Source organism: Pseudoalteromonas sp. NS-SX12, assembly GCF_057367955.1.
In genome coordinates, this window is the sequence record NZ_CM170635.1 from 217,284 (window position 1) to 243,413 (window position 26,130).

32 protein-coding genes are annotated in these 26,130 nt (G+C 39.9%); 16 read left to right on the forward strand and 16 right to left on the reverse strand.

The annotated features are described in order from the left end of the window. Positions 1–63: 63 nt before the first annotated feature. On the forward strand, positions 64–816 hold the full coding sequence (gene udp / locus AC2IOM_RS15175; protein WP_010559117.1) for a uridine phosphorylase: 753 nt from the start codon (positions 64–66) through the stop codon (positions 814–816). A 34-nt stretch (positions 817–850) separates the two neighbouring features. On the opposite strand, the gene cdd is transcribed toward udp, so the two are convergent. Further along, a complete protein-coding gene (gene cdd / locus AC2IOM_RS15180) occupies positions 851–1,678 on the reverse strand; it encodes a cytidine deaminase (RefSeq protein WP_486360276.1) in 828 nt (275 codons plus the stop codon). A 334-nt stretch (positions 1,679–2,012) separates the two neighbouring features. Between cdd and AC2IOM_RS15185 the strand changes: the two genes are divergently transcribed. The 3 genes from AC2IOM_RS15185 to bamJ are packed head-to-tail and all read left to right on the forward strand — an operon-like array spanning position 2,013 to position 5,217. Further along, a complete protein-coding gene (locus tag AC2IOM_RS15185) occupies positions 2,013–3,962 on the forward strand; it encodes a putative bifunctional diguanylate cyclase/phosphodiesterase (RefSeq protein WP_105172859.1) in 1,950 nt (649 codons plus the stop codon). A gap of 12 nt (positions 3,963–3,974) precedes the next feature. After that, the gene (locus AC2IOM_RS15190; protein WP_486360277.1) at positions 3,975–4,694 is read left to right on the forward strand and encodes a tetratricopeptide repeat protein; all 720 of its coding nucleotides are present in this window, start codon (positions 3,975–3,977) and stop codon (positions 4,692–4,694) included. A 49-nt stretch (positions 4,695–4,743) separates the two neighbouring features. Continuing rightward, on the forward strand, positions 4,744–5,217 hold the full coding sequence (bamJ, locus tag AC2IOM_RS15195; protein WP_486360278.1) for a BamJ family beta-barrel-assembly machinery protein: 474 nt from the start codon (positions 4,744–4,746) through the stop codon (positions 5,215–5,217). Between the two features lie 29 nt (positions 5,218–5,246). On the opposite strand, the gene AC2IOM_RS15200 is transcribed toward bamJ, so the two are convergent. The 5 genes from AC2IOM_RS15200 to AC2IOM_RS15220 all read right to left on the reverse strand — a co-directional run bounded on the left by AC2IOM_RS15200 (position 5,247) and on the right by AC2IOM_RS15220 (position 8,679). Next, positions 5,247–6,203, reverse strand: coding sequence for a hypothetical protein (locus AC2IOM_RS15200; protein WP_486360279.1), 957 nt, complete (start codon positions 6,201–6,203; stop codon positions 5,247–5,249). Between the two features lie 20 nt (positions 6,204–6,223). Beyond that, on the reverse strand, positions 6,224–6,484 hold the full coding sequence (locus AC2IOM_RS15205) for a CBU_0592 family membrane protein (protein ID WP_054978850.1): 261 nt from the start codon (positions 6,482–6,484) through the stop codon (positions 6,224–6,226). Positions 6,485–6,651: 167 nt separating this feature from the next. Next, a complete protein-coding gene (locus AC2IOM_RS15210; protein ID WP_486360280.1) occupies positions 6,652–6,903 on the reverse strand; it encodes a hypothetical protein in 252 nt (83 codons plus the stop codon). Next, the gene (locus tag AC2IOM_RS15215; RefSeq protein ID WP_486360281.1) at positions 6,896–7,432 is read right to left on the reverse strand and encodes a response regulator transcription factor; all 537 of its coding nucleotides are present in this window, start codon (positions 7,430–7,432) and stop codon (positions 6,896–6,898) included. Before AC2IOM_RS15215 ends, AC2IOM_RS15210 begins: the two co-directional genes overlap by 8 nt. After that, positions 7,429–8,679 carry an ATP-binding protein gene (locus AC2IOM_RS15220; protein WP_486360282.1) on the reverse strand — a complete coding sequence of 417 codons (1,251 nt, stop codon included), beginning with the start codon at positions 8,677–8,679 and terminating at the stop codon, positions 7,429–7,431. The genes AC2IOM_RS15215 and AC2IOM_RS15220 overlap by 4 nt, the downstream gene beginning before the upstream one ends. Before the next feature lie 85 nt (positions 8,680–8,764). On the opposite strand from AC2IOM_RS15220, the gene AC2IOM_RS15225 reads away from it, so the two are divergent. The 4 genes from AC2IOM_RS15225 (at position 8,765) to AC2IOM_RS15240 (ending at position 11,249) form a co-directional block, all read left to right on the forward strand. After that, a complete protein-coding gene (locus AC2IOM_RS15225) occupies positions 8,765–9,832 on the forward strand; it encodes a ketoacyl-ACP synthase III (RefSeq protein WP_105172852.1) in 1,068 nt (355 codons plus the stop codon). A gap of 136 nt (positions 9,833–9,968) precedes the next feature. Continuing rightward, positions 9,969–10,283: a PilZ domain-containing protein gene (locus AC2IOM_RS15230; protein ID WP_157813568.1), complete on the forward strand. Its 315-nt coding sequence runs from the start codon at positions 9,969–9,971 to the stop codon at positions 10,281–10,283. Beyond that, positions 10,280–10,945, forward strand: a complete 666-nt coding sequence (locus AC2IOM_RS15235) for an AAA family ATPase (RefSeq protein WP_486360283.1) — start codon at positions 10,280–10,282, stop codon at positions 10,943–10,945. Before AC2IOM_RS15230 ends, AC2IOM_RS15235 begins: the two co-directional genes overlap by 4 nt. Beyond that, a complete protein-coding gene (locus tag AC2IOM_RS15240) occupies positions 10,932–11,249 on the forward strand; it encodes a ribbon-helix-helix domain-containing protein (RefSeq protein WP_486360284.1) in 318 nt (105 codons plus the stop codon). Before AC2IOM_RS15235 ends, AC2IOM_RS15240 begins: the two co-directional genes overlap by 14 nt. Before the next feature lie 7 nt (positions 11,250–11,256). Here the strand turns inward: AC2IOM_RS15240 and AC2IOM_RS15245 are convergent, their stop codons facing one another. From AC2IOM_RS15245 to AC2IOM_RS15255, 3 genes are all read right to left on the reverse strand, one after another. After that, complete coding sequence (locus AC2IOM_RS15245) at positions 11,257–12,618, reverse strand: leucyl aminopeptidase family protein (RefSeq protein WP_486360285.1); 1,362 nt, start codon at positions 12,616–12,618, stop codon at positions 11,257–11,259. Between the two features lie 133 nt (positions 12,619–12,751). Further along, a complete protein-coding gene (locus AC2IOM_RS15250; protein WP_486360286.1) occupies positions 12,752–13,108 on the reverse strand; it encodes a hypothetical protein in 357 nt (118 codons plus the stop codon). A gap of 161 nt (positions 13,109–13,269) precedes the next feature. Beyond that, positions 13,270–14,166: an alpha/beta fold hydrolase gene (locus AC2IOM_RS15255; protein ID WP_486360287.1), complete on the reverse strand. Its 897-nt coding sequence runs from the start codon at positions 14,164–14,166 to the stop codon at positions 13,270–13,272. A gap of 124 nt (positions 14,167–14,290) precedes the next feature. On the opposite strand from AC2IOM_RS15255, the gene rlmF reads away from it, so the two are divergent. Continuing rightward, entirely contained in the window at positions 14,291–15,178 is an 888-nt protein-coding gene (gene rlmF, locus AC2IOM_RS15260; RefSeq protein WP_486360288.1) for a 23S rRNA (adenine(1618)-N(6))-methyltransferase RlmF, read from the forward strand. 76 nt (positions 15,179–15,254) lie between these two features. Here the strand turns inward: rlmF and AC2IOM_RS15265 are convergent, their stop codons facing one another. The 3 genes from AC2IOM_RS15265 to efpL all read right to left on the reverse strand — a co-directional run bounded on the left by AC2IOM_RS15265 (position 15,255) and on the right by efpL (position 17,915). Beyond that, positions 15,255–15,851 carry a thymidine kinase gene (locus AC2IOM_RS15265; RefSeq protein ID WP_010559099.1) on the reverse strand — a complete coding sequence of 199 codons (597 nt, stop codon included), beginning with the start codon at positions 15,849–15,851 and terminating at the stop codon, positions 15,255–15,257. A gap of 102 nt (positions 15,852–15,953) precedes the next feature. Then, positions 15,954–17,120 (reverse strand): nucleotide sugar dehydrogenase, encoded by a 1,167-nt coding sequence (locus AC2IOM_RS15270; RefSeq protein ID WP_486360289.1) that lies wholly within the window; start codon positions 17,118–17,120, stop codon positions 15,954–15,956. 225 nt (positions 17,121–17,345) lie between these two features. Beyond that, positions 17,346–17,915, reverse strand: a complete 570-nt coding sequence (gene efpL / locus AC2IOM_RS15275; protein ID WP_100915255.1) for an elongation factor P-like protein EfpL — start codon at positions 17,913–17,915, stop codon at positions 17,346–17,348. Between the two features lie 161 nt (positions 17,916–18,076). Here efpL and AC2IOM_RS15280 point away from each other — a divergent pair, with 161 nt between their 5' ends. The 3 genes from AC2IOM_RS15280 (at position 18,077) to AC2IOM_RS15290 (ending at position 20,704) form a co-directional block, all read left to right on the forward strand. Further along, on the forward strand, positions 18,077–18,544 hold the full coding sequence (locus AC2IOM_RS15280; protein WP_486360290.1) for a GNAT family N-acetyltransferase: 468 nt from the start codon (positions 18,077–18,079) through the stop codon (positions 18,542–18,544). A gap of 74 nt (positions 18,545–18,618) precedes the next feature. Continuing rightward, positions 18,619–19,719: a DUF481 domain-containing protein gene (locus AC2IOM_RS15285; protein ID WP_486360291.1), complete on the forward strand. Its 1,101-nt coding sequence runs from the start codon at positions 18,619–18,621 to the stop codon at positions 19,717–19,719. A 100-nt stretch (positions 19,720–19,819) separates the two neighbouring features. After that, positions 19,820–20,704, forward strand: coding sequence for a dTDP-4-dehydrorhamnose reductase family protein (locus AC2IOM_RS15290; protein ID WP_486360292.1), 885 nt, complete (start codon positions 19,820–19,822; stop codon positions 20,702–20,704). Here AC2IOM_RS15290 and AC2IOM_RS15295 read toward each other — a convergent pair. Next, positions 20,698–21,324 (reverse strand): NAD(P)H-dependent oxidoreductase, encoded by a 627-nt coding sequence (locus AC2IOM_RS15295; protein WP_486360293.1) that lies wholly within the window; start codon positions 21,322–21,324, stop codon positions 20,698–20,700. The two genes, AC2IOM_RS15290 and AC2IOM_RS15295, sit on opposite strands and share 7 nt — an antisense overlap. Positions 21,325–21,435: 111 nt before the next feature. Here AC2IOM_RS15295 and AC2IOM_RS15300 point away from each other — a divergent pair, with 111 nt between their 5' ends. The 3 genes from AC2IOM_RS15300 (at position 21,436) to AC2IOM_RS15310 (ending at position 22,837) form a co-directional block, all read left to right on the forward strand. Continuing rightward, complete coding sequence (locus AC2IOM_RS15300; RefSeq protein ID WP_486360294.1) at positions 21,436–22,122, forward strand: tRNA (adenine(22)-N(1))-methyltransferase; 687 nt, start codon at positions 21,436–21,438, stop codon at positions 22,120–22,122. An 80-nt stretch (positions 22,123–22,202) separates the two neighbouring features. After that, positions 22,203–22,442: a DUF2960 family protein gene (locus AC2IOM_RS15305; protein ID WP_054978849.1), complete on the forward strand. Its 240-nt coding sequence runs from the start codon at positions 22,203–22,205 to the stop codon at positions 22,440–22,442. A gap of 2 nt (positions 22,443–22,444) precedes the next feature. Then, positions 22,445–22,837: an MAPEG family protein gene (locus AC2IOM_RS15310; protein WP_486360295.1), complete on the forward strand. Its 393-nt coding sequence runs from the start codon at positions 22,445–22,447 to the stop codon at positions 22,835–22,837. A 112-nt stretch (positions 22,838–22,949) separates the two neighbouring features. Here the strand turns inward: AC2IOM_RS15310 and AC2IOM_RS15315 are convergent, their stop codons facing one another. Further along, complete coding sequence (locus tag AC2IOM_RS15315) at positions 22,950–23,843, reverse strand: tetratricopeptide repeat protein (RefSeq protein ID WP_010559089.1); 894 nt, start codon at positions 23,841–23,843, stop codon at positions 22,950–22,952. Positions 23,844–23,997: 154 nt separating this feature from the next. Between AC2IOM_RS15315 and AC2IOM_RS15320 the strand changes: the two genes are divergently transcribed. Further along, entirely contained in the window at positions 23,998–24,351 is a 354-nt protein-coding gene (locus AC2IOM_RS15320; RefSeq protein ID WP_010559088.1) for a RidA family protein, read from the forward strand. Positions 24,352–24,418: 67 nt separating this feature from the next. On the opposite strand, the gene AC2IOM_RS15325 is transcribed toward AC2IOM_RS15320, so the two are convergent. Both AC2IOM_RS15325 and AC2IOM_RS15330 read right to left on the reverse strand, forming a co-directional pair. Continuing rightward, positions 24,419–25,018 carry a M23 family metallopeptidase gene (locus AC2IOM_RS15325; protein WP_486360296.1) on the reverse strand — a complete coding sequence of 200 codons (600 nt, stop codon included), beginning with the start codon at positions 25,016–25,018 and terminating at the stop codon, positions 24,419–24,421. Positions 25,019–25,099: 81 nt separating this feature from the next. Then, a complete protein-coding gene (locus AC2IOM_RS15330) occupies positions 25,100–26,035 on the reverse strand; it encodes a LysR family transcriptional regulator (RefSeq protein WP_486360297.1) in 936 nt (311 codons plus the stop codon). Between the last annotated feature and the right edge of the window lie 95 nt (positions 26,036–26,130).

The window sequence follows — 26,130 nt, forward strand, 5'->3', positions numbered from 1 at the left end:
CCTTTACAATTTTGCATGCTAATTCAAACTGTTATTAATATTTGCCAAGTTAGAGCATACAGGATGAAAAAAGTATTCCACTTAGGATTAGATAAAGCACAAGTTGAAGGTGCTAAACTCGCTATCGTACCCGGTGATCCAGCACGTGCAGAGCGCATTGCAAACGAGCTTGAAAACCCTATCGCACTTGCAAAAACACGTGAATATCATGTCTTTTTGGCCTATATCAAACAACAGCCGGTAATCGTATGTTCTACCGGTATCGGCGGGCCAAGTACGTCTATCGCAGTTGAAGAACTAGCACAGCTAGGAATTAAAACGTTTTTGCGCGTTGGTACAACGGGCGCAATTCAGCCAAACATTAACGAAGGTGATCTATTAATTAGTCATGCATCTGTTCGTTTAGATGGTGCAAGCCAACATTTTGCACCAATTCAATACCCAGCCGTTGCCGATTTCTTTGCAACCAATGCGATGGTAAGTGCGTGTGATGAATTAGGTGCAACCTATCACTTGGGTATAACCGCTTCATCAGATACCTTCTACCCAGGACAAGAACGTTACGACACCTATTCAGGCTATGTGACAAAAACCTTCCAAGGTAGTTTTGACGAATGGCAAAAGCTTGGTGTTATGAACTACGAAATGGAGTCAGCAACGTTATTTACGATGTGTTCTGCTCTTGGTTTAAAAGCAGCCTGTGTTGCCGGTGTGCTGGTTAATAGAACGCGCAGTGAGATCCCTGATGTTGACCATCAAATCGTTGAAAAGAAAGCGGTTAGCGCTGTAATTAAAGCCGCTGAATTATTGGTATAGTTTAGCGTTACTACACCATAAAATGAGGAAGTGATTACACTTCCTCAATTGTTACCTTAATATTACTACCAAGACTCATCGCAACCGCATTAGCAACCCCTTGTTGGTTTGCTTTACCTGCTGTTTGCTTAATCACTATTTCGCTTATTCCGTGAAATCCAGTTTGTCGATTATGTAACTGCACTTGATTGAGCGCTGCTTGCAAAGGCGATAAGCTTGGACTGTACGCCGCATTTTCAAGGTAGACACCAAAGTATTGGTGCCCATCTACATGCTTAATTTGACACGCTGAAAAATTACCAGAGTATGGCGCATAGCTTTGTTCAACATACGCATTTAAGTCGCGACACTGTGTTAATGACTGACTAAACAATGGTGTATGGTTATCTAAATCACTAGGGCCAAATGCGTCGGGCAGGTATTGCTGTATGGTTTTCTCGACACCGTGGACATTTATTAATGGTTGTTTGTCTAACTGAATTTCATTAATAAACTGACGACAATAGCCACAAGGTGAAGCATTAATTACGAGCTTTTCAATTGCTTCAACCCCGTGTAACAATGCGTTATGAATCGCACTTTGTTCAGCATGAACGACTAGGCTCAACGCTTGATGGGAAAATTCTAAATTAGCGCCGAAAAATAAGCGCCCTTCACCGCCGCTCTCAATCGCTAGGGCTGCCACTTTAAACTGTGAAACCGGTGCAATTGCATATTCAGACACCCATTTTAATAACGCGTCATAGAATGATTGCTCGCTATCAAACTGAGACTTAAGTGAAATGAGTTCTTGATGAGTTAAGTAAGACTTGTTGTTGGTGTAATCCGATAACACCGTTTCAAAATTATTATTCGCTTGCATATTTAATGAAAACTCAAAAAATGGCGGTTCACACTACTGGTATTGTAAATGGAATACTAAGGTCAATTGTCCGCTTTTCAAAATAAATCGATATATTTAAGTTAATATCAAGTGAAAATTTAAATCATACCTGCGCCGTTAGGGGCAGCTACATAGCTGACAAATAAGTTATCATACTTTGACCGAACTCAATGATTATAAAGATTTATTTTGCAATATATGCTAGAGTTCGCGGGTAAAATAAAAACTGGTAACGGCGCGTTCATACACTATACTTGCTTAATGTTAACGTATGGAATTTGCGAAAGCCGTGCAGGATTAAAAAGTGCAAATGATGAAAACTCTCTCCCGCGTTGCGTTATTCACAACTGGGTTTATTGTTGCTATATATTTAGTATTAGCCTTGTCGCTCACGCAAGGTGTTGCATTATCACACCATGAGGATTCCCCAGTAAATACGGTCGAGCTTAACCCTAATGACCTAGATGCAAATCAGCCCAATATTTTCTCCTCTTTATTTAGTTATATTGACATTATTAGCAGTGATGGTGAGTTGTATGTGCAGCTCGAAAGTACAGAAAAACATGTAGTTGCCGTGCCGCTTAGTAAAATGTTCAGTGACATGTTGTTATTTTCCAATCTACCGCTACTCATTTTATTAGGCTTTGCAATCTTAATGCCGTTCGCCATCACATCTAAAAAGCAAAAGTCATTAAATAAAGCGATTTCGATTCTTAATAACAAAACCGATAACCTGCTTAGCGCATTTAATCTGGATTTACCAAAGTACGAAACAGAGAATAACCTAGCACGCTTAAACCATTCTATTAGCTCACTCACCGATGCCGTTGAACGTTATAAAAAAGACACCGAAACCAGTATATTTCAAGATAAGCTGACAGGACTTGCTGATCGTCACGCGTATTTAGGGCATTTAAAAGAGCAGTTAAACCATGCTGAGCAAGCAGCAAAAAAACAAGCATTACTGTTTATTGACCTCGACGGGTTTAAACAAGTTAACGACTCATTTGGCCATAGTTTTGGCGATGAAGTGCTCATCCAAGTTGCAGAGCGTTTGCGCACGATAGTAAGAAATCATAACCTGTCATCTCAACACCCAATAAATGGTATAGAACAAAATTTATCGCGCTTAGGTGGTGATGAATTTTCAATATTTATCAGTGATTTACTTGAGCCATCACTGGCTGTTAACGTTGCCCAAAATGTATTACATGAAATTGAACGTGATTTTGTATTAGGCAATAAAGTGGTAAAAATTGGCGCGAGCATTGGCATTGCCATCTACCCGGATAGCGCTTCAAGTCCATTTGCCCTTTTACAAATGGCCGACGTAGCTATGTATCGCGCCAAAACTGACGGGCGCGGCATATTCCGCGTTTACTCGCCTGAAATGGGCAGTAAAATGCGACGCTATCATTACTTGCTTGAAGAAATGCGTCTCGCGTTAGGCAGTAATAACTTTTCGTTATCATTTCAACCAATTGTGCATGTTGATGATTGCAGCATTGATTATTTCGAATGTTTAGTCAGATGGCACCACCCAGTCGAAGGGACCATAACGCCCACTGAATTTATCCCAATTGCTGAAGAGTCTAATTTAATTCTCGAACTTGGCGACTGGATTTTATTTGAAGCGTGCCGCCAAATGTCAGCGTGGTATAACGCAGGTATGACGAAGGTACGCATTTCTGTCAATATATCAGGCGTGCAGTTAAAACACCGTAAACTCTATGATTGGGTAATAGAAACCATCGAAAAAGCGGGGTTACCGCCAAAAGCCCTGATGTTGGAAATCACTGAGTCGTGCTTTATTGAAGCGTCGCGTGAAACCACTGAAAGCCTACAAAAACTTAGAGAAAAAGGCATTACCATCGCAATAGATGACTTTGGTACAGGCTTTAGTTCACTGTGTACGCTCGCTGAATTACCCGTCGATGTTATTAAAATTGATAAATTATTCATTGATCAGGCGAATGATAATCCGAAATATAATAAAATACTTAATTCCATTAGTGAGCTGGGTAAAGATCTCAACCTTAAAGTGGTTGCAGAGGGCGTTGAATGTGCCGAACAATTTGAACTCGTAAGAAAAATGGGTATCCAATGTGTGCAAGGCTATTTAGTATCAAAACCAGAAACTTCAAATAACGTTGGCACCAAAGTATTGCGTACTAATTTAAATCATATCGCGGCAACAGGTACCAATATATGGCTACCGGAAAACGAACCAATGCCGCGACATAAACTTCATTCCGTAAAGTAGGGAAATCAAAAAATGAAACACATATTAAAAATAATCACGATCTGCCTCGCATTTACAAGTTGTTTAGTTAAAGCCGATTTACAACAAGCTATTGATGCTGCGAATGAAGGAGACTTTGAAACGGCGCTATTTCATTTTAATTATTTAGTCGAAAATAATTATGGCCCAGCTATGTATCACTTAGGCCAAATGCATGAATTTGGTTATGGTTTACCACGTAATCCAAAAAAAGCAGCAGAATTGTATGCTAAGGGCGTAAAACTAGGTGAAGCCGATGCGATGTTTGCACTTGCAACCTTATATCAAGACGGCAAAGGCGTTAAAAAAGACCTACAAAAAGCCGTTTCGCTTTACGAGAGTTCAGCAAAAAAAGGGCTGGCTGCAGCACAATTTAATTTAGGTGTCATGTATGCCAACGGCACCGGTGTTATCCAAGACTTTTATGCAGCAAAAGATTGGTACACAAAAGCAGCTGCGCAAAACTACGCGGCGGCACAATTTAATCTCGCACTACTTTATTTTGAAGGCCAAGGTGTGGATAAAAGCATTGAAATGTCGTTTATTTGGAATACAGTCGCTGAATTTAATGGCCATAAAGATGCCAGCCATAGTCGTAAGCTTGATGAGCGAAAAATGTCACCATCGGAAGTAAAAGAAGCATCTGAAAAAGCGAATGAGCTGTATCAAAAAATCCTTGCAGGTAAGTACTACGGTGACGACCGTCGTATCTAATTGCAATTTATCACAATTACAGGCATGGTTCTTAATTTAAGGACCGCCTGTGCTTAACTTCATACTTTTCCTCGTTATTTGTGCGTTAATTGCGCTTATTATTAAATCTTCTATTCAAAATGCACAACAAGCTAAGATAAACATTGAGTCACAACAAGCGTTTTTATCAGAAAACAAAAAACGTTACGAAATCATAGAAACTGCGTCAGGCCTGCAATATGAAGTAATCACACCGTGTGATTCGGGAGAGCACCCCACAATGCAATCAAAGGTGACGTGCCATTATCACGGTACATTACTTGATGGTACGGTATTCGACTCATCGGTTGAACGTAACACGCCTCTCTCATTTAAACTAAACCAAGTGATCCCAGGTTGGACTGAAGTGTTACAACAAATGAAGTGTGGCGAAAAAGTAAAAGCCTTTATCCCTTATAACTTAGCGTATGGAAAACGCGCTGTTGGAAAAATTCCGCCAGCGTCATTATTAGTATTTGAAATTGAACTTATCGCGATAGACTAATAGGCGCGTTTACACTGAGACTTAAAGCGCTACACGCCGTAATAAGCGATTAATCGAAGCGCTATCCCAGGTTCATCGTCAAAATCGTAGCGCTCTCTAAATTCAACAAATGGTTCAGCTTCAAAAAATAACCAATGCTCAAAAAAACGCGTTCGCCAGCGATAAGATGCATAATAGCTTCGCTCACCACTGAAACTATCTTTTAGCCACACACCCGTTACACCAGCTTGATCATTGTTATAAGTATGACTGTGGAAAATACCAAGCGACACACGATTAGTCGGTTCACTTTCAACATAGCGGGTGTTAAATGCGAAGTTTAGAGTCTGGTCGCTTTCTATTTGTCTATCAAGTCGTGTATTAACTCGCGCTCCCCACCCGTCTTCAAGGTAGTATTCAATGCTTGGTGAAACAGTAAAGCGCCATTTTTCAATTTTTTGCTGATATTTGAGGCGGCTTTGTGCATAAAGATTTGAGCGGCTAACACCGATTCTATGCTCAATGTTTAACCGCTGTTTTTGTAACATATACCAGTTTAATGCTGCGTTAACATGATTATCTTGATCTTGACCTGAGCTACTTTGAAAAGGAAGTCGATCTTCTTCTGCTTCGTCATTATCGATAATAACGCTTAGCTTGTTTTCTAAATTAGGTAAATCGAGTGAGACTTTAAATTGATTATCAAAATCCGATAAGTCTCTTGCTCTTGGCGCAAAACCTAGTGAAACATAGCCCTTAGCTGTGGCGCGTGTTTTTTCGCTACCTTCACTTACCAATAATTGATCAAGCCACTGCGCAGAATTTTGCATATGGGTATTAAGCTGGGTTTGTAAAAACGTTGCGCTATCCGTAACCGTTTTTTTAACTTCCAGTGTTAATGGTGGTTTTGCGGACTTTTCTCTGGAGGCGGAATTACTCGCTTGAGACAGGAAAGGGACTACTAATAACGTCAGAATAGATAAACGACTACAAGAATTTAATAACACTCCCTCTCCTTATTGGGACGTTAGCTTATCGCCTCTTTTGGTGCCTTAAAGTACTTATAAAGGCCAATTAGTGACGCTGCTATCCAAAACAATTCAATTACAAAACTTGCTAAATTAAAATTATAACAGAGGCTTATAAGTAATAAAATTGCACCAGACAGATTCATCATGTTGTAACCGATACCCGTTGGTTTTACTTTCTCTAACTGTAATAAAAAGAACGCACCAACGACAAGAAACGTACCGGTCATACCGATAATATCAAAAATTATTGAGATCAATTGAAAACTCCAAGCTTTAGCGCCCAAATTTGCTGGCCCTTTCCGTGGGGAGGGCGATTTTCATCCATGAAACAGCTTGTAGTTGAGGTTAACCCTCAAACCGAATAATTTTATCTTACCGATAGGTCGTTACCATGACATATGTCCCCTATTAACGCTTATTTGCATTAATCTATTTTGGCCTTACCACCAATGACTTTAAATGCAGCGGCTCCACGGATAATCTGCTCACGGGCAAACATTTGATGACAATTTGGGCAATGGCACGCGTTTTCACAGTAATTTACGGCTATCCGTTCTTTAAAACACTTAACTAACGCGCCTTTACCATTTTTGTGATACTTAAATAGCTTAGCACCACAACCTGCACACACTACTTTAACCACGCGCTCAGGTAATTTTTTGTTCGGTTTAGCCATAATGTTCTGTTTTAGTCAGTTGCGGTTTTTTTTGTAGTTTACGTTGTAATGTTCTGCGGTGCATACCGAGTTGTCGTGCTGTTTCAGATACGTTTCCATTATTAATTTTTAATACCTGATTAATGTGTTCCCATTCTAGTTGCTCGCTCGAAATGGGGGTTTCATCAAAGGCTATTTCGGTTTTTTCGCCCGTTAAGGCAGCAACAACGGATTTAGTATCAGCAGGTTTTGCTAAATAATCATTTGCGCCTAGTCGTATCGCTTCTACCGCTGTTGCAATGCTGGCAAAGCCTGTTAGCAATACAATTTTGCAATTCGGTAACAACGCTCTTAACGGTTTAATTAATGGCAGACTAATTTGAGCGCCAAGTTTCATATCAAGCAGGATGTATTCTGGTAAGTACTGTCTTGCCTTGATCAGCACCTCGTCAGCATTAATTACGCGCTCCACACTAAACCCGTGTTTAGTCATACGCCTGGCAAGTGTTTGACCGTATGCATTATCGTCTTCAACAATTAATAATTTCATAGTAATGGCAACCTTACACTTACTTTTGCGCCGACGTCTTGATTATTAGCAATAATCAATTTTCCGCCCAATTTGTTAACCGTGGTATTAGATAAAAAGAGGGCTATGCCCATGCCTTTTTGACTTTTAATTGTTTCGTGACCTAATGAATCAAGTAGATCTAAATCAAAGCCAGCGCCAGTATCTTCAATGTCAATATTCAATTGACCGTCACTCTCGCCGACATTGATTTCGATTTGATTACTTTGATTTTGTCTATTCGCATCGACAGCGTTTTGCACTAAGTTAATCAGCGCTGAAAGTAATAAACTATCCGAGCTGATTTTACTTGATGTTGAAGCTAAATTCGTTAACACAATTCGCTGCTCAGGAAAGTGTAATAAACACGCATCATAAAACTCATTAATCACCGTATTAACACATTTTTCTTTAATTTTGTTTTCTTTAATTTGGCTTGCGTAATCACGAAAATAAGCCAATTGTTCAGTACATTGAGTCAGTGGCTGCGACATTTCATTGATAAGTGAATTGTTTTCGCCGATTTCATCGAGTAAATCTTCATAGATCATTTGTAGGTTGGCAATCGGTGTTGCCAAATGGTGTGTGACTTGTGCAGCAGCTGTACCCAGAGCCATTAATTGTTCACTGCGCAACGTTTCTTCCCGCTGTATTGCCATCTGGCGCTCTTTATTGGCATTGGCTTTAACCAAGGCACTAATTGTGGTGGTAACAACCAGCGCTGACAATACAAAATTAATCCACATTCCTAAAAAATGCTCTTGCATATCCATATGATGCATCGTGTGTTTTGGCATATTAAACACCAATAATGTGTAAAAGCTGACAGCGGTAAGCGAGCACACAGCAAGCCAGCGAAGCGGCAAACACACAGCAGCGATGATAAGCGGAAGTAATAATAACGAAACAAACGCGTTGGTTGCCCCGCCACTATAAAGTAATAGCAAACTCAAGAACGAAATATCAGCCAATATTTGCAGTGCCAACGCAAAATTAGTCGCATTAAGACGCGAAAAATAAACAATACTTGCTAAATGGAATAAGGTTTCAAACGCAATAACCAGCAGTAGTACACCAACGTAATCATTTTTGCTAACCGAAAAATGCAGCACAATGACGCTAATGAGCTGAATAGCGATAGACACGGTTCGTAAGAATAACAATCGGCTGATCGGTTTTCGATAAGCCAGCGCCGGTTCAGCACTAAGAAATTTAGCAAGCAAAGTCATAACTAACTCTTTTAAACAAAGACAAAACGCACTGTATCTGGTATAACCAGTTCAACACACAAAGAAATCACAATAAGGGTTGCTAATGAAGTATGCCAAAATTACCGGTTGGGGAAAATGCATTCCGCCAGTAAAACTGACAAATGATGATCTAAGCCAAATTATGGACACCAACGATGAATGGATCACCACACGTACAGGAATAAAAGAAAGGCGCATCTCTCATCAAAGTACCGCAGAACTTGCCACTATTGCAGCAAAAAATGCACTTGATTGTGCTGGCATCAAAAACGCAGACGAAATAGATTTAGTACTTTTAGCAACCTGCTCTCCGTCTACCATGGTTGCAAACACGGCATCAGAAGTTCAAAAAAACCTAAATGCAACGGGTGCGGCTGCATGTGATGTAAATGCGGCATGTTCTGGCTTTTTGTACGCATTACAAAACGCAACCGCACAAATTCAATCAGGCATGATTAAAAAAGCAGTTGTCATTGGCGCTGAACGTATGACTTGGTATGTAAATTGGCAACGTCGTGACAGCGGTGTACTTTTTGGTGATGGTGCCGGTGCTGTAGTGCTTGAGGCAAGCGATGACAAAACAGGCCTTCTCGGCACAAAGACAGGTTGTGACAGCGAAGATAGAGAAATTCTACACATCACAAATTCAGGTACCAACACCGATAAATATCAGCCAGTTGGCCCATCTGACCTATTATTCGAAGGTCGCGAGATATTTAAGCGTGCGGTAAAAGGTATGACGACTGCAGTTGATGATGTATTAACGCAAGTCGGCAGCGAAATTACCGACATTGATGTACTTATTCCTCACCAAGCGAACCTACGTATTATTCAAGCAATTCAATCTAAAGTGAATTTACCCGATGACGCAGTAATGGTAAATATTGATAAATACGGCAATACCTCTGCTGCAACCATTCCTATTGCGATTTGTGAAGCTGTTGAAAATGGCCTGATTAAAGAAAACAGCCGCGTAATTTCTGCCGCATTTGGTGCTGGTCTAACATGGGCTGCTAGTTTTATTCAATGGGGTGAGCGCGTAACGCCGATTATTCCAGCAAGTCATAGTTTAACTCCTTGCGACAAAAGCGGGCTAGAACTAATCGCCGATGCGGTAAAACACTGCCAATAACCTTTCTTTAAGCCCGTGTTTATGCGGGCTTTCTTATTTGCAAAATTCCCTTTTAACACTACGCTTTAAATAGTGATATATGCGCCATACCGAGTGGAATGGAGTGCAATTTAGCGATTGTTTAAAGGGTATTACTATGCATGAGCAAACTTCCAACATTGAAAAAAGACGCTCATTACGGCTCGACATGGAAAAAGAACTCATTGGATTAGAGTGGCAATGCGAAGATGGCAAAATAATAAAACGCCAAGCAATGTGCATTGATGTTTCGAACGGTGGATTAAAAGTGAATATCGACCGACCTATCATTACAAATCAACCAATTAAAGTAACGTTTCGCGATAAACTGGGTGCTTCGAATCATTTTTATGCAACAGTGTTACGCGAGAGCGAAGTTCACGATTGGTACGATGTAGCTATGGTATTTGTCGAACAAGGAGAGGATAAATGATTATTCTTGTTGGCGGTGAAAAAGGCGGTAGCGGTAAAAGTTGTCTTGCGCAAAATGTTGCTGTATACCTTACTCTACAAAATTATACCGTTTTGATTGTAGATTGTGACCCACAGCGAACTTCATCAGATTGGGTCCAAGCTCGTAATACGAATCCTCAGTTACCATTGATTAATTGTGTGCAATTGTACGGTAAAATCCGCAATGATCTTCTTAGCCTTGAAAACCATTATGATTATGTTATCGTCGATTGTGGTGGGCAAGATAACTTAGCGCTACGCGCTGCAATGTCGGTTGCTGATCACACACTCATTCCACTTAGGCCAAAACGCAGGGATTTAAAAACAGTACCTCATATGGAAGACATACTTACAACCTGCAAAATGGTTAACCCAAAACTTAATGCCGCGTTTGTTATTACACAGTGTCCTTCGTTGCCTAATCAAGCCTCGCGTATTTTAGAAGCGAAAGAAGTGTGTGCGTCATATGGTATACCGGTACTTAATTCAATAACCCACAGTCGAAACATCTACGATGACAGCGAAGAAAACGGGAAGTCTGTGATTGAAATTGAACCTGATGGTAAAGCTGCGCTCGAAATAAAAGCCATTGTTGATGAATTACTAACGATGGAAGTGGTTCACGGCCATGAGTTTAATTGATTTAAAAAAAGGACATGGTAACAACCGAAAGAAAAAAATTTCGGTTGATGAGTTTATTGAGCAAGCAAACCTGTATGCGCAAGGTAAAGATACAACCCTCGATAAATCACGACACATAAAAAAAGGGCGAAAGTACAAAAATGCTACTTTCACCCTTTCGCCTGATCACATTAAACAGCTTGATGCGCTGTCAAAGCAGTCAGGGTTATCTAAATCTTATATTCTGCGCTTATTAATTGCTGAACTTGCCGAAGGGGATGATCTAACGATTGATTCACTGTTAGATCATATCGAAGCCAAGTGAACTTGCGTTAGCTATACTTATTTTGTAAATACTTCAAAACAGCGCGTACACCAAATGCCTCACCACCAACAGGTCGGCCAGGTAACTTACGGATATTCCACGCCATTACATCAAAGTGCACCCATGAAATGTCTTGTTCAATAAATTCTTGTAAGTAAAGTGCAGCGGTGATCGCACCACCAAATGGGCCTGACGCGCAGTTTGTCATATCTGCAACCGTGCTGTTTAGCAAATCTTTGTAGGCTTTATGTAATGGTAAATGCCATACCGGATCTTGTACGTCATCTGCAGCTAATTCTAGCCCCTCAACAAGTGATTTATCATCACTGAAAAAGCCCGGTAACTCTGTGCCAAGGGCAATACGGCACGCACCGGTAAGCGTTGCAAAGTCAATGAGCGTATCTGGCTTTTCTGTTACCGCTTCAGCGAGTGCATCACATAACACTAAGCGCCCTTCTGCATCGGTATTGTCAATTTCAACGGTAATGCCTTTACGTGTTTTAATAACATCGCCCGGACGTAATGCATTATCTGACACCGCATTTTCCACCGCAGGGATCATCACTCGCAAATTAATTGGTAAGTTAAACGCCATAATCATATGCGCTAAACCAAGTACGTGTGCAGCGCCACCCATGTCTTTTTTCATTAAACGCATGCCTGATGCCGGCTTTAGATCTAACCCGCCTGAATCGAAACACACGCCTTTACCCACTAAGGTTACTTTCGGCGCATTTTTATCACCCCAACGTAAATCAAGTAAACGTGGTTTGTTTGCACTTGCTCGGCCTACTGCATGAATTGTTGGGTAATTTTGCTCTAAAAGTTCATCGCCAACGATTTGAGAAAACTCGCCGGAAAACTCATCAGCCATATCAGACATTATTTCTGCAAGGTGTTGTGGCATCATGTCACCTGCAGGCATGTTCACAAGGTCGCGAACAATTGAAACACCCTTTACGTACGTTGTAACTTCATCAAACAAGGCTTTATCAGCAATAGCGAGTTTTACGCTTACTGGTTTAGATTCTTTGTAGGGTGTGAAGTCATAGGCACCTAACGCAAAGCTGGTTGCTACTAACTTGTTTGTGTTTGCATCATTATTGAGTAAATAAGTACCCGCTGGTAACTGCGAAGCGAGGTCGCCACATGACCAAAGTTCGTTAGTATCGTTACAAAAGAACACGGCTTCGCTTAATGTGCCACTTTCAAAATTTGGTACTAACAACAAACCACGGCCTTCAAAGCTTAGTGATTTAAGCCAGTTTTTAGTTACGTCAGATTGTTTTTCTTGCCACGCGTCAAATTCTGCACTTGATTTAATGCTAAGCGGGATCCCTTCAGATTTATTAACAAGGGCTTGCGTCATATTTTGGCCTTTATAATTTACACACTTTGGCTATAGCATAACAAACTATTGTTCGCGTTGTCTTACATTCGCGATAGAATTTAATAGGATAGCGCCTGTTATTTCAGCGCAATATAATAGGCGATGTTAAAAATTATTTATTATCAGTTTTGTTAAACGCACTGGGCAATACTTCAACACCAACAAGTTTTCCGAGTTTTACAATTAATGGAATGGTAATAGGCGCAAACGGTAAAATTGCAAAAATACCTAAACCAACGCCTTTAAGTACATCAAGAAACTGTTGATTTGCTTGCTTTAGTTCTGCTTTATTTGCTTTGCCTTGGGTGTAGTTTCGGTAGGTGATCAGCATATCGATGGTTTCTTGCTTTTCTTGTGCAAGCGCATACTTAACTTGCAACATCTGACGGCGCACTTTCAAGCGACTTCGTTGCTGTTTGATTTTAAGCACCCGAACAGGGGCTTTATGGAAATATTTCATCGTACGCATAATTACATTTTCGCACAACAATCAGAAAAGGTATAAGCGAAATCTGTAAAAAGTTGTTTGTATTGAAAAATCAGGAATATGCGGAACTCGCCTTGAGTACGGCGAGTAGACTGCTTTTAATCGCCTCACCGTTTTAGACTGCTACGATGCCTTTGGTTGGCTTATTTAAATCGATTAAACCAATTTAATGTATCTAGGTAAGTTTCTTTTTTTGCAAATGGTGATGTCAGAATATTTATATGGTCATAATCAATTTTGTGGTTGTAGCGTTTACCATACATATTGAGTACTTGTTCACCGTTTCCGCTCTCTTTAATAAACGCTTCTATATCAATTTTTTGTGCGAGTGCTTTGTCGTTTACTGCGCCAATATGCAAAATAGGCGGAAGCGCTATGTCTTCAAGTGCTTTACCGTAATCGAACTGATCAAATGGACATACCCAAGGATTTTTCTTAACCCACTCAACGCCTTCTTTATGTGACAAACGAGTTTCATCATCCGAGCCAAACTTAAAGCGTTTTGCAGGTAAATAGCCATATCTTTTAATTAGCAATGGGGAAATTAAGTACCACACTAAATTTGCTTGAATATATTTTGATGGGTGACGGTTATATATTGTCCGTTTAGAAGCAAAATAAACACACGCTTTTAAATCATCTAGGTAAGTTGGGAAGCGTGCCAATACAGAGTTAAGTAATACCCCACCCCATGAATGTGCGCAAAAATAGACAATAGGCTGTTTAGAATAGTCTTTAATATATTCCAACATCGCTGGGATCTCTTCAACAATAGAATCCCTTTGCCCTGTGCTGCTATGTTTGGAGATTTTTGGTTCACTTAACCCGCGGCCACGCAAGTCAGCAACAAAACAATTAAAACCAGCGTCTGCTAAAAACGGCGCTAATCCTTTGTTTGATTGGGTATAAAAAATGCGGCCATTTTCAACAGCACCATGCATAAAAAAGACAATAGGGCCGTTTTGGTCTTTGTAAATTTGGCGCAAATGGACTTTGTCGCCATTTTTTAATGGAACGAAATGTGAGGCTTGCGTAATCATAAGTATTGCCTTTGAGCTGGTCGCACCAGAACGATACTAAAAACAAATATGAATAAATACAAGCGTTCAAAGGCTAGCATGTTAAAATCAGCGTTATGTAACACTTTTGAATTGCCCCATAACGATGGAAAAAAAACATCACTCGCGAAATATTCACCTCAATGGTTATGATTTAGCAAAACTAGCGAAATTTAGCCCGACACTTACACCATACTTAATCAAAAATGAATTTGGTAACACGACGATTGATTTTAGCGATTCAAAAGCAGTAAAGGCACTTAATCAAGCGCTTTTGGTTGTAGATTATCAGTTACTCGTATGGGATATTCCAGAAACAAATTTATGCCCTGCCGTACCTGGCCGCGCTGATTTAATTCACACGCTCGCAGATTTACTCGCCGAACAAAATAACGGTGATGTACCGACCGGAAAAAACACACAGTTACTTGATATTGGTACGGGCGCATCACTCGTCTACCCGATTTTAGCCAACAAGATTTATGGGTGGAAAGCGGTAGCGTCCGATATTGATGCAAACTCCATTAAACAAGCTAAGAACTTAGCGCAGTTTAATAAGCTGCCCGTAAAATTGCGTCAGCAAAAATCAACTGACAACATATTTCACGGTGTGATTAACGCAAACGACTTTTTTGATGTCACCTGCTGCAACCCACCATTTCATAGTTCGTTAGATAACGCTGAAAAAGCTAACCAACGAAAATGGAAAAACCTCTCACACGAAAACAAAGGGTTTAATTTTTCAGGTCAAAAAGCTGAGTTGTGGTGTGAAGGCGGTGAAATCGCGTTTCTTACGACAATGATTAACGAAAGCGCTGACTATCAAGACCAAGTAGGTTGGTTTACATCGCTAGTATCAAAAAAAGAGAACTTGCCAAAGCTTAAATCGCAATTAACACGCTTTGCTAATTCTGAGGTTAAAGTAATGCCATTAGCCCACGGCCAAAAAGTAATGCACGTGTTGTGCTGGCGTTTTAACAACTCACCTACCTAAGCGTATTGGTGTAAAACAAATAAGGCTTGCGATACATTCACAAGCCTTTTGGGTAACTAACTTAAGATAGTAAATGCTAATTCGGTATTGCTACCTGATTTTCAAGCCCTTCAAAATAGTGCTTTCGGCACACTGACACATATCGGTCGTTACCACCAATTTCAACCTGCTCACCTTGGGTAATTGGTACACCCTGTTCATTGGTACGAAGCACCATATTGGCTTTTCTCCCGCAATGACACACGGTTTTTAATTCAATTAACTTATCCGCCCACGCCAGTAAATACTGGGCACCAACAAATAATTCGCCGAGAAAGTCGGTACGTAATCCATAACACAATACTGGAATATTTAGCCTATCAACAACGATACACAGTTCTTCTACTTGTTTTTTAGTTAAAAACTGGGCCTCGTCAATAAGTACACAATCAACTTTTTTAACTGCATGCTGCGTGGCAATTTCGTCGGATAAATTAGATTCAGGCGAGAACAAAGATGCATCTGCGGCTAAGCCGATACGCGAACTTACTTTACCTTCACCATAGCGTGTATCAATGGCTGCGGTATAAATTAATGGCTCCATTCCACGTTCTTTGTAGTTAAATGCAGATTGTAATAACGTGGTTGATTTACCTGCGTTCATTGCAGAGTAATAAAAGTACAGCTGAGCCATGAATTATCCGAGAAAGCAAAAACGCTAATGCTATATGAACTAGCGTTGTTTCGCTAGTTCAAAATCATAAAAGACACGTTTAAAAGCATTACTATATAAAGCTTAATCGCTACCGAAGAGGTCCCGTGTATAGACTTTCTCAGCAACATCCTTCAGACATGGCTCCATTCGGTTTGATACGATTACATCCGATATTTGTTTAAACTCTTCAAGATCTTTTATAACGCGTGAGTTAAAAAAGGAGTCTTCTTGCATCACAGGTTCATACACCACAACTTCAATTCCTTTTGCTTTAATGCGCTTCATAATGCCTTGTACCGAAGACGCTCTGAAATTATCGGAACCGCTTTTCATAATCAAACGGTGAATACCGACTACTTTTGGTTGCTTATTAATAATTGAAAATGCGATATGGTCTTTTCGTACAGTGTTAGATTCAACGATTGAATTAATCAGTGTGTTTGGTACATCTTCAAAATTTGCGCGAAGCTGCTTGGTGTCCTTTGGTAAACAATAACCGCCATAACCAAACGATGGGTTGTTATAGTGGTTGCCTATTCGAGGGTCTAAACTTACGCCTTCAATAATTTCTCTTGTATCTAACCCGTGACTTTCAGCGTAAGTATCGAGTTCATTAAAATAAGAAACACGCATTGCTAAGTAAGTGTTTGAGAAAAGCTTAACCGCCTCAGCCTCTGTAGAACCCGTTAAAAGAATATCGATGTTCTCTTTCAACGCGCCCTGTGCCAATAATTCAGCGAATTTTTGTGCCCGTTCTGATTTTTCACCAACAATAATGCGCGACGGATGTAAATTATCAAATAGCGCTTTACCTTCACGTAAAAATTCAGGCGAAAATATAATATTGCTGGTACATAACTTTTGCTTAATGCGTTTAGTAAAACCAACCGGCACAGTTGACTTTATAACCATTATTGCTGAAGGATTGACTTTGTTAACTTCATGAATAACCGCCTCTACTGACGATGTATTAAATTTATTTGTTACCTCGTCATAATCCGTAGGTGTTGCGATAATAACGTAATCTGCGTTTTGAAACGCCTTGTTGCTGTCGCTTGTCGCAACTAAATCTAACTTTTTATTTGCAAGGAAATGTTCTATTTCAGGATCTGCAATGGGGGATTGTTTTTGATTAATCAGGTCAACTTTTGTATCGATAATATCATAAGCGATTACTGAGTTATGTTGCGCTAATAAAACCGCGTTTGATAGTCCAACGTAGCCAGTACCTGCGATCGTAATATTCATTGTTATCCTTTAATGCCCAAATCGGGTCGTTTCCACAGTAATAGAGATTGAGATGTGTATTGCGCGTAAAATTTAATACCCTAATTTTAAGTACGAAATGTCAATCACGCAAACACGTTTCGATTAAAATACAACAAGATAGTTAACGTATTATGTTGCCACACCACCGTATAAACAAAAAAGGCTTAGCAACCTTGCTAAGCCTTTTTACAAAACCAAACCGATTTATTCAGCACGGCCCATAAATTTTTGCTCTGAGGTGTTAATTTTTACTTTATCACCGGCTGAAATATGCTCTGGCACTTGAATGATTAAACCTGTTGTCATTGTTGCAGGTTTTGTACGTGCACTTGCTGAAGCACCTTTAATTGAAGGTGAGGTGTCTTCAATTACCAGCTCTACACTTGACGGTAAGTCAATCGATACTGGGCTACCTTCAACCACTACGACCAATAAACCTTTGGTATTTTCATCGATGAACAAAAGTTGCTCAGCAATTGATTCTTTGTTTAAGTTATATGGTGTGTAATCTTCTTCATCCATAAACACATATTCTTCACCATCAACGTACGAAAACACCGCTGGGCGACGATTTAAATCAGCGAAGTTTAACATTTCGTCTGCTTTAAACGTTTCATCAACTTTACCGCCATTTACGACATCATACATACGCATACGGTATAAACTGCCGCCTGCACGCCCTTGAGGAACTGAACGTTCGATATCACGTACAATCATCACTCGACCGTTGTATTCAATGGCTGCATGCTTTTTAATTTCACTTGCTTTAGGCATTTCTAATTCTCATTATGTCAATTTATGCAGACCCTACAAAAATATGCTCTGTTAGTAAATACATAATGATGAAAATCAAACTTGTATTTTTTGTTAACTTGATTTTTAATTATTTGCCCCAACGTATCTAAAGCACAATAATAAAGTTGTTAGAGGACACTATGCAGTTAGTTTCGTTAGATGCCAACGACCCACATGTAATTAGTCTATTTGCTGAAATAGACCGCCTTATGAATTCACTCTACCCAATTGCAAGTGACCAATCCTTACCTTTATCTGAATTAAACCAACCTAATGTACACGCGATTGGTTTGTTAACAGATGAAGGCATCATCGCCTGCGGTGCGATTGTAAAGAAATTTGAATCAAGCCTGTATGGCGAAATTAAGCGTGTTTACGTTAAACCAACACACCGTGGTAAAGGCTTATCTCGTCGCATTATGCAAAACTTAATGTACTGGGCCGGCCAAGCGCAAATCCCATTACTTCGTTTGGAAACCGGTAGTAAGCAAACCGAATCCATTAACCTTTACGAAAGCCTTGGTTTTGAACGTTGCGAATGCTTTGGTCGTTATCGTGATAACCCGCTCAGTGTTTTTATGAAATTACCTTTATCGGCTGCAAGCTAACTGCGTGTTGGTGATGGACCACTACACAATAAATATGTACATATAATATGGATAATAGTTCACAGGATGTTTATATGAAATCTATTTCGCTTTTATTATTAACCACATCGCTGTTGTGCCCGTTTGCCGCTAGCGCAAGCACAAGCCCTCTTTGGAGACCTGCAAACAGCGACTTTAAGCAAAAGTATGATTGGCTTAAAACCGCCTCAGGCGAGTGGATAAAAGGCGACTTAATTACTCTATATGATGAAGACATCGAATTTGATTCAGATGAATTCGGCATTCAAACAATCGATATCGATGATGTTGCGGAGCTTTACACTAAAGGCAAGCAAAGTATTCGTTTAAACGATGGTACGGTGTTAACTGGCAAGCTAGTAATCCAAGACAAACTTCTAACGCTAACCAATGGTCAAGAAAAGCAACAAATTGCAGTAAATAATCTTTTATCAATCGCTTCTGCAAATGGTAACGAACGTGATTATTGGGACGGCGAAATTAACTTTGGCACTAACTTTCGCCGAGGTAATTCCGAGCAATCTGACTACACATTAAGCGGTGAAGCGCAAAGGCGCACTGCTACGACGCGTTTGTCGGGGGAGTTTGTTAGTAATTTTAGCGAAAGAGTAAGTCAAGATACCGGTAAAAAAGAACAAACCACTAACGACCAAAGGCTCTCAACTAGTTTCGATTGGTTTTTCTCTCCCAAAACCTTTATCCGCGTCGCCGATTATGAATATTTCGCTGATGAACTTGGCAACATAGATAACCGTCATACATTGGGTTTTGGCGTTGGTTATGAAGTGCTCGATACCGGTAATTTTGTTTGGGAAATAAGTGCAGGCCCTAGCTATCAATCTACTCGTTACATTACCGTTGAAGCCGGTGAAGACGACAAAGAAACATCCGGTGTATTAAACTTAGGTACCGCCGTTCAGTGGGATATAACCAAAGACATTGAGTTTGACGCAGATTACCAAGTTAAAATTGTAAGTGAAGAAGCAGGTGAATATATTCATCGTCTTAAAGCTGGCTTTGAAGTAGATCTGATTGGCGACTTTGATTTAGACCTCACATTCTATTTAGATCGTATCGAAAATCCGAAACCGACCGATACATCAACCCCAGATAAAAACGATTATCGGTTTGTTGTAAGCCTAGGTTACGAATTTTAGCCGCCTTTTAACAAAATGATACATTAAGTTTTGCTTAAAAAATGGGGTTAAACTGCGCTTTGTTTTACACTAACTGCCCCAAAAGAGTGTTAGGAAATTCATGAAAAAAGTATTGATAACAGGTGCAACTGGCCTACTTGGTAGAGCACTGATGCGTATATTTAATGAAAACGGCTTTGACGTAATCGGCACAGGGTTTAGTCGCGCACAAAGCCCAATTGTTAAGGTAGATTTAACGCAGCATCTAACGGTAACGCAATTTCTTAATGAAACTAAACCCGATATTATTATTCACGCGGCAGCTGAGCGAAAACCAGATGTATGCGAAAATAACCACGCCCATACCAAAGCCCTTAACCTTTCAGTAACCGAGCATCTATCTCACGAAGCGGCTCGTTTAAACGCACAATTCTTTTTTATCAGTACTGACTACGTATTTGACGGAAAAACGCCACCATATAGTGAAAGTGATACACTAAACCCGCTTAATTTTTATGGTGAAACTAAAGCACAGGGGGAGCAAATAGTTTTAAACACGTGTAAAACACATACTGTTATTCGTGTGCCCGTGCTTTATGGGCAAGTTGAAACATTGAGCGAGTCGGCAATTACGGTTATCGCACACCAAATTAAACAACGATCAAACAATGCACATGACAATTGGGCGATTCGTTATCCTACCCATGTTGACGACATTGCCTTAACGCTTGTTGATTTATGCCAAGTAACCAACACAAACATTGGCGGCATATTCCACGTTTCAGATAATCAAGCATACACCAAGTATCAGATAGCATGTATTGCAGCAAAGCAACTTGAAATTGATGAAACAACACTTTCGCCAATAAACGAGCCAAGTCAAGTTGCAAGCAGGCCGCATAACTGTGCACTGCAAGATAGTCGACTAAAACAACTCAATATCTGTCATAGCCGACCATTTGAACAAGCATTTATTGCGTGTATACAGCCCTTATTAACTCATTGACCAAATGGGTGTTTAATTGAAAGCTGAGTGAGCTCATGTCGAATTGGGGCGAGCTGTTTTGCATAGATTACTAGCGCCTGTAAGCCAACTTCTAAACGCGAAAATATGCTTTTTTGCCTGCTGCAAAGCGCGTTATCTTTTTTAGCAAAACTCATAATAAACTCATCGACATTGTTAATGATCACGTGGAATGGCAACCAAACCAAGTGTGAATTTTTAGCACTATAGCCTTTTAATAAACTAACTGGATTGTGCCCACCGCCTGACGTTGATATTCCAATGGCTAACGCAGGCTTATGACCGAGCGGAAAGCCAGAAGCAGAGCCATAAGCACTGAGCAATAAAAAATTATGTAGCACTGGCGGTAACATACCGCCCCACTCCGGTGCCACAATCACAATGCCATCACTTGAATATAATTTTTCAAGAAGTAACGCTTTTTGCTTGTTGAGTACCCCATCATTATGCGCTTCGTAATGATGTAATAGTCGCGTCATTTCGCTTAAATCGACTAAATCACATTCAATGTCTAATCGTACAAGTTGTTCGCTTATCTTAGTTGCCAACTGCACACTATTTGAATTTGGTCGACCGCTGCCACTAACAATCACTATTTTCATATTAACTCCAACACCAACAATGAATACAATATACATATAGAGTTAGGATTTATAAATGAGAACTTGTTAAAATGCAGCTGTTTAAATTTATTATTTTCGCCTAATTTAGCTATGCCATTATCTTACCGCCTGCAATCCATCGCCAATGCAATCAAAAATCCGTATCACCATATTTGGGATACATGTTGTGATCACGGTTACTTAGGCATGTCTTTACTCGCAACTTACCCATCTAGCACCATACACTTTGTTGATATTTCTGCGCACATTATGAAAGGCGTGGAAAATGGGCTAAGTACGCAGGCTGACTCTCAGCAGTTGCCTTATAAAAATTGGCAGTGCCATACAATAAGTGTTAACGAGCTCCCACTTGATCAATACCAAGGTTGTCACCTGATAATTATTGCGGGCGTGGGCGGTGATTTAGCGGCGGAGTTTATTCAACAATTAACGGTGCGCTTTGGTGATTTAGCGCTCGAGTTTATCATTTGCCCCGTGCATCATACGTTTACACTTCGCCAGCAATTAATTGCTTTAGACTACACATTGATAGATGAATCGCTTATTTCTGAAAACAAACGGTTTTACGAAATTATGCACGTATCACGCAATAAGCGCCAAGGTGTAGCAATATCCCCCATCGGCGACAAGCTATGGCATAGCGCTGAACAATGCGAAAAAGCGCAGTACCTCACGCGCTTAATCACGCACTATCAAAAAGTCAGCCGAAATAATCAAAACGCTCTTGTCGCGTTACATGCGTATCAAGCGTTAGAAAATAAACTTAAATGCAATTAATCGATTAAATTAGCGTAAACGTATATCAACCCGTTTACCTGTTAAGTACAATGCAGGTAAATTTATTCCTTAGGTTTAACATGGCTAAGAAAATTCAATACACATATAACCAGCAGCAAAAGTTAATTAACTTCGCGCAAGACAAATATAATTCTATGTTTGAGGCAATCGCCGCAGCAGAAGGATTCGATATTGCGGAGTATTCCAAAATGGAACATCAAGTAACTTTGTACGCAAAAGACAAAGCGGCAATTCGTAACTTTAGAGATGAGTACTTTAGAAAGCTGGGTGTCACTAACATCACATTTATTAAAGAGTAACTATGAATACACTCATCGTTTGCGCCATTATCGCAGCATTACTTCCCTATTTAGCAAAAGCACCTGTCGCAATTGCAATGAACAAGCTCGATGGCTATGACAACCGTCATCCGCGTGCACAACAAAGTAAGCTTACCGGATTTGGTGCACGCGCATTAGCGGCACATCAGAACAGCTTTGAATCATTACTTATTTTTACTATTGCATTAGTTGTTGTTTTTGCCTCTAACACCATCACGGCTACAACTGAAACACTGGCAATTATTTATTTGATTTCTCGGGTTTTATACTGTGTGTGTTACTACGTAAATTGGCATGTGTTGCGCTCAAGCGTATGGCTTATTGGCCTAGTTTGCCCAATTGCAATGATGGTTGTGAGTATTCAACCTAGCTAATAAAGTAAGATAAAGTTAGCTCAGATTTTTGAGTAGTTTTATCGGCTAACGCGATATCAGATTAACAATTTCCCAAACTGATATCGCGTAAATAAGCGAATGCTAATTGCGATTATTCACCCAGTTTTACACCAGCGTCGTCCAATAATTTCAAGAATGCAGGTAATACTTGTAAGTTTTCAAACGCGACTTCGTTTACTAGCTCGTTCTTTAAATTTGGTGATAGCTTAAGCGCCATATGCAAATCATCCATTGAATCACTTAAGCGATTTTCTTGTGCATAGGCACATGCACGCTGCCAATAGGCATAGCCATAATCTTCTTCTTCTTCAATCGCTTGATTACAAAGCGCAATTGCTTTAACCGTTTTACCTTGCTCTAATAATGCATCAGCTTTGTAGGTAATCGCTTCTACATCATCAGGCTTACGCTTTAAAATTTCATCGTAAATTTCAATTTTCGAATTAACATCGCTTTCCAATGTTGCACGCATCCATAGCGAATGTACTTCATTGGTAATGGTAATTTTCCGATGGTTATTAATGATCTCTTCTGAGCGTTCTTTTAATTCACTTTCAAGCACACCTAAACGGCTTTCATACTCTTCGGTAATACTTTTCACCCGTTCGTTAACAATGCTTTCTACTTTGTTTTTCACATCGCGCAACGAATTCCAACCAACCAAAATCAAAATTGTTGCGGTTGCAGTGATAATAAACATTACATTGTTTATGGTGTCATTGGTATAATCAAGCGCTCTGTCTGCTGCACTTAATTCCGTATGGGTAATTTGTTTTGTTGTGTCTTCACGCAGCTTTTGCTGGTCTTGTCGTAACGATTTAAGCTCGTCTAATACGTAACGCTCCAAAAGCGGACGGTACAGCGGTTCGTTGAGTTCTTTTATTGCCTTTTCTTGCTGTTGTTCTGTCATTGGTTTTGATTCATTTGCAAAAGCCCCAAAGCACAAAGTTGTAAAAATAAACAGTAAGATAAATTTTAATTTCATTAAGTTAGCCTTATTAATTTGAGCCACTAATATACAACAATTCAGTTATAAGCTACACCCATGTTTTATAACTTTCATTGCGTTTTCAATACTAATTACCCGTTTGTTTTGCTACAGTTTTGCCAATTTATGTCACCAAAGTTTAGGAACCCGTATGACCATTCAACGCATGCAAACAAAACAGCGCATGAGCCGCATCGTAATTCACAATAAAACAGTCTATTTATGTGGTCAGGTATGCGCAGATGCCACTAAAGGCATTAAAGAACAAACGCAAACCATGCTCGATAAAGTGGATGAATTACTTATTGAGTCAGGTAGCAGTCGCGAACATATGTTAAGCGCAACTGTATACATTAAAGACATGCAGTATTTCAAAGAAATGAACGAAGTATGGGATGCATGGGTACCAGAAGGTCATGCACCTGCTAGAGCTTGCGTTGAAGCTGCAATGGCGCGTCCTGAGTTATTAGTGGAAGTATCTGTTATCGCGGCGCAAAAAGACTAATTTAACTAAATTCCACTTATTAATAACCACAGCCTCAAGGTTGTGGTTATTCATTTTTTATTACGCACTATATTGCTTTGTAAACTTTTCCAGCTTCAATACCGCATTGATGGGGCTTAGTATTTTCAAAAACGACGGGTAACGTTTGTCCACATGGTTTTTGGTTATAGTGTGGTGGTAAATTTGGCCCGCATGTTTGCACATCAAAATGTAAATGTGGCCCACCCGATTGCCCAGTGTTACCACTTTTAGCAATGATCTGACCTTGTTTTACCTGCTCACCTTCTTCTACCAAAGCGCCTAAATGAGTTAGGTGAAAATAACGCGCAACAGTGCCATCAGCATGCTTAATAAAGACAAAATTCTCAGCTAAATCTTTCCCGTTCCAATCTTCAAATTGCTCGCGAACGGCTACAACCTCACCCGCTCTGGCTGCAACAATTGTTGTACCTATAGGCATATTAAAATCAACTGCATACAACCCTACGCCACCATTACTTTCTCGGTAATGGCCGGTTGCAACTTCTACTTTATAGGATTCACCTTTTTGAAATGGCAAGATGTATTTCGATTTTGCTTGTTCGTCAAATACCGAACAGTCTACGGCTTGTTCCGCACATGCCGACAAAGATAAGGTTAAAAAAATTGCGTGTACTAATTTGTTCATTGTAACTCTCCCTTTTGACTTTATTTGTCGCAGCACACCATCAAAAAGGTTTAAACGTAATTTTCTTTTTAACTCAAATAACTAATCAAGTACGCTTTTAGTCAAAATTCCTTTATCTATCAGTTTTTGCAGCAACGCTTTCGTGCGTTTTCTGCACTCATCTCGCACTAATCGCACGGCAGGGGTGATTGATTGTCTACTTGGGCAAATAAGCCACAACTCGGTACTTTTATGGGGGAATTTAGGCATTAATGTCACTGCTCTGCCCTCAATCAGATCATCGGCAATATCTATCGCTGATTTAACGGCAAGGCCTTTGCCTTTTAAACACCATCGTCTCACCAAATCTCCGTCGTTAGCCGCACGTCGACCTTTCATTTTTACTTTTATTACCTTGTCGTTATCTAAAAACTCCCAAGTGTCGTTGATGCGATCTTGTAGCTGATAAAAAAGCCCTTGATGCGCTTGTAAATCAGACGGTTTAATTGGTTCGCCATTGTGTCTTACATATTCGGGCGTTGCGCACAGTAGCTTTGGAATATTACAAATTTTAAAACCATATAAGTTTGTATCACTTGGCTTGCCATAACGAAGCGCCAAATCAACTGAGTCACGATAAAAATCGATATTGCTGTCACTAATATGACTGCGCAAACTTAAATTTGGGTAACTATCAAGTAGTTCATCTAGCCAGGGTATTACAATGTTTCGCCCTAAATCGGACGATAAAGCAACGCGTAATTCGCCCTCAATGTCTTTATTATCAGCTTTAATATTTTGTTTGGCGATAGAGAGTAAATTTATCGCTTCTTGGCATTGCGGTAAAAAGCGCTCACCGGCGTTTGACAGCCTCAAATGACGGGTAGTACGAACAAACAATTCCACACCAAGCTCGGCCTCAACACGTTTTAACGCTGCACTGGCTGTTGCTGCCTGCATATCAAGGGATACTGCCGCAGCAGAAATACTGTTAAGTTCAGCAATTTTTAAAATGAGTTTTAAATCGGTTATTAACATATTAACTATTATTTTTTGATAATGATTCAAACATTACCGTGTTTTTATTTAAATAATCAAGTTTTACAATAGGCTCAAGTTTAACAGCACCTTGT

Bases quoted from the DNA above. Each gene is read 5' to 3' on its own strand.
- cdd (WP_486360276.1), bottom strand. From the start codon at position 1,678: ATGCAAGCGAATAATAATTTTGAAACGGTGTTATCGGATTACACCAAC.
- AC2IOM_RS15315 (WP_010559089.1), bottom strand. From the start codon at position 23,843: ATGAAATTAAAATTTATCTTACTGTTTATTTTTACAACTTTGTGCTTT.
- AC2IOM_RS15320 (WP_010559088.1), top strand. From the start codon at position 23,998: ATGACCATTCAACGCATGCAAACAAAACAGCGCATGAGCCGCATCGTA.
- AC2IOM_RS15330 (WP_486360297.1), bottom strand. From the start codon at position 26,035: ATGTTAATAACCGATTTAAAACTCATTTTAAAAATTGCTGAACTTAAC.
- AC2IOM_RS15220 (WP_486360282.1), bottom strand. From the start codon at position 8,679: ATGACTTTGCTTGCTAAATTTCTTAGTGCTGAACCGGCGCTGGCTTAT.
- AC2IOM_RS15235 (WP_486360283.1), top strand. From the start codon at position 10,280: ATGATTATTCTTGTTGGCGGTGAAAAAGGCGGTAGCGGTAAAAGTTGT.
- AC2IOM_RS15265 (WP_010559099.1), bottom strand. From the start codon at position 15,851: ATGGCTCAGCTGTACTTTTATTACTCTGCAATGAACGCAGGTAAATCA.
- udp (WP_010559117.1), top strand. From the start codon at position 64: ATGAAAAAAGTATTCCACTTAGGATTAGATAAAGCACAAGTTGAAGGT.
- AC2IOM_RS15230 (WP_157813568.1), top strand. From the start codon at position 9,969: ATGCATGAGCAAACTTCCAACATTGAAAAAAGACGCTCATTACGGCTC.
- AC2IOM_RS15295 (WP_486360293.1), bottom strand. From the start codon at position 21,324: ATGAAAATAGTGATTGTTAGTGGCAGCGGTCGACCAAATTCAAATAGT.
- AC2IOM_RS15285 (WP_486360291.1), top strand. From the start codon at position 18,619: ATGAAATCTATTTCGCTTTTATTATTAACCACATCGCTGTTGTGCCCG.
- AC2IOM_RS15310 (WP_486360295.1), top strand. From the start codon at position 22,445: ATGAATACACTCATCGTTTGCGCCATTATCGCAGCATTACTTCCCTAT.
- AC2IOM_RS15280 (WP_486360290.1), top strand. From the start codon at position 18,077: ATGCAGTTAGTTTCGTTAGATGCCAACGACCCACATGTAATTAGTCTA.
- AC2IOM_RS15325 (WP_486360296.1), bottom strand. From the start codon at position 25,018: ATGAACAAATTAGTACACGCAATTTTTTTAACCTTATCTTTGTCGGCA.
- AC2IOM_RS15185 (WP_105172859.1), top strand. From the start codon at position 2,013: ATGAAAACTCTCTCCCGCGTTGCGTTATTCACAACTGGGTTTATTGTT.
- AC2IOM_RS15240 (WP_486360284.1), top strand. From the start codon at position 10,932: ATGAGTTTAATTGATTTAAAAAAAGGACATGGTAACAACCGAAAGAAA.
- AC2IOM_RS15255 (WP_486360287.1), bottom strand. From the start codon at position 14,166: ATGATTACGCAAGCCTCACATTTCGTTCCATTAAAAAATGGCGACAAA.
- AC2IOM_RS15190 (WP_486360277.1), top strand. From the start codon at position 3,975: ATGAAACACATATTAAAAATAATCACGATCTGCCTCGCATTTACAAGT.
- efpL (WP_100915255.1), bottom strand. From the start codon at position 17,915: ATGCCTAAAGCAAGTGAAATTAAAAAGCATGCAGCCATTGAATACAAC.
- AC2IOM_RS15250 (WP_486360286.1), bottom strand. From the start codon at position 13,108: ATGCGTACGATGAAATATTTCCATAAAGCCCCTGTTCGGGTGCTTAAA.
- AC2IOM_RS15300 (WP_486360294.1), top strand. From the start codon at position 21,436: ATGCCATTATCTTACCGCCTGCAATCCATCGCCAATGCAATCAAAAAT.
- AC2IOM_RS15270 (WP_486360289.1), bottom strand. From the start codon at position 17,120: ATGAATATTACGATCGCAGGTACTGGCTACGTTGGACTATCAAACGCG.
- AC2IOM_RS15245 (WP_486360285.1), bottom strand. From the start codon at position 12,618: ATGACGCAAGCCCTTGTTAATAAATCTGAAGGGATCCCGCTTAGCATT.
- AC2IOM_RS15215 (WP_486360281.1), bottom strand. From the start codon at position 7,432: ATGAAATTATTAATTGTTGAAGACGATAATGCATACGGTCAAACACTT.
- rlmF (WP_486360288.1), top strand. From the start codon at position 14,291: ATGGAAAAAAAACATCACTCGCGAAATATTCACCTCAATGGTTATGAT.
- AC2IOM_RS15210 (WP_486360280.1), bottom strand. From the start codon at position 6,903: ATGGCTAAACCGAACAAAAAATTACCTGAGCGCGTGGTTAAAGTAGTG.
- AC2IOM_RS15225 (WP_105172852.1), top strand. From the start codon at position 8,765: ATGAAGTATGCCAAAATTACCGGTTGGGGAAAATGCATTCCGCCAGTA.
- AC2IOM_RS15290 (WP_486360292.1), top strand. From the start codon at position 19,820: ATGAAAAAAGTATTGATAACAGGTGCAACTGGCCTACTTGGTAGAGCA.
- AC2IOM_RS15305 (WP_054978849.1), top strand. From the start codon at position 22,203: ATGGCTAAGAAAATTCAATACACATATAACCAGCAGCAAAAGTTAATT.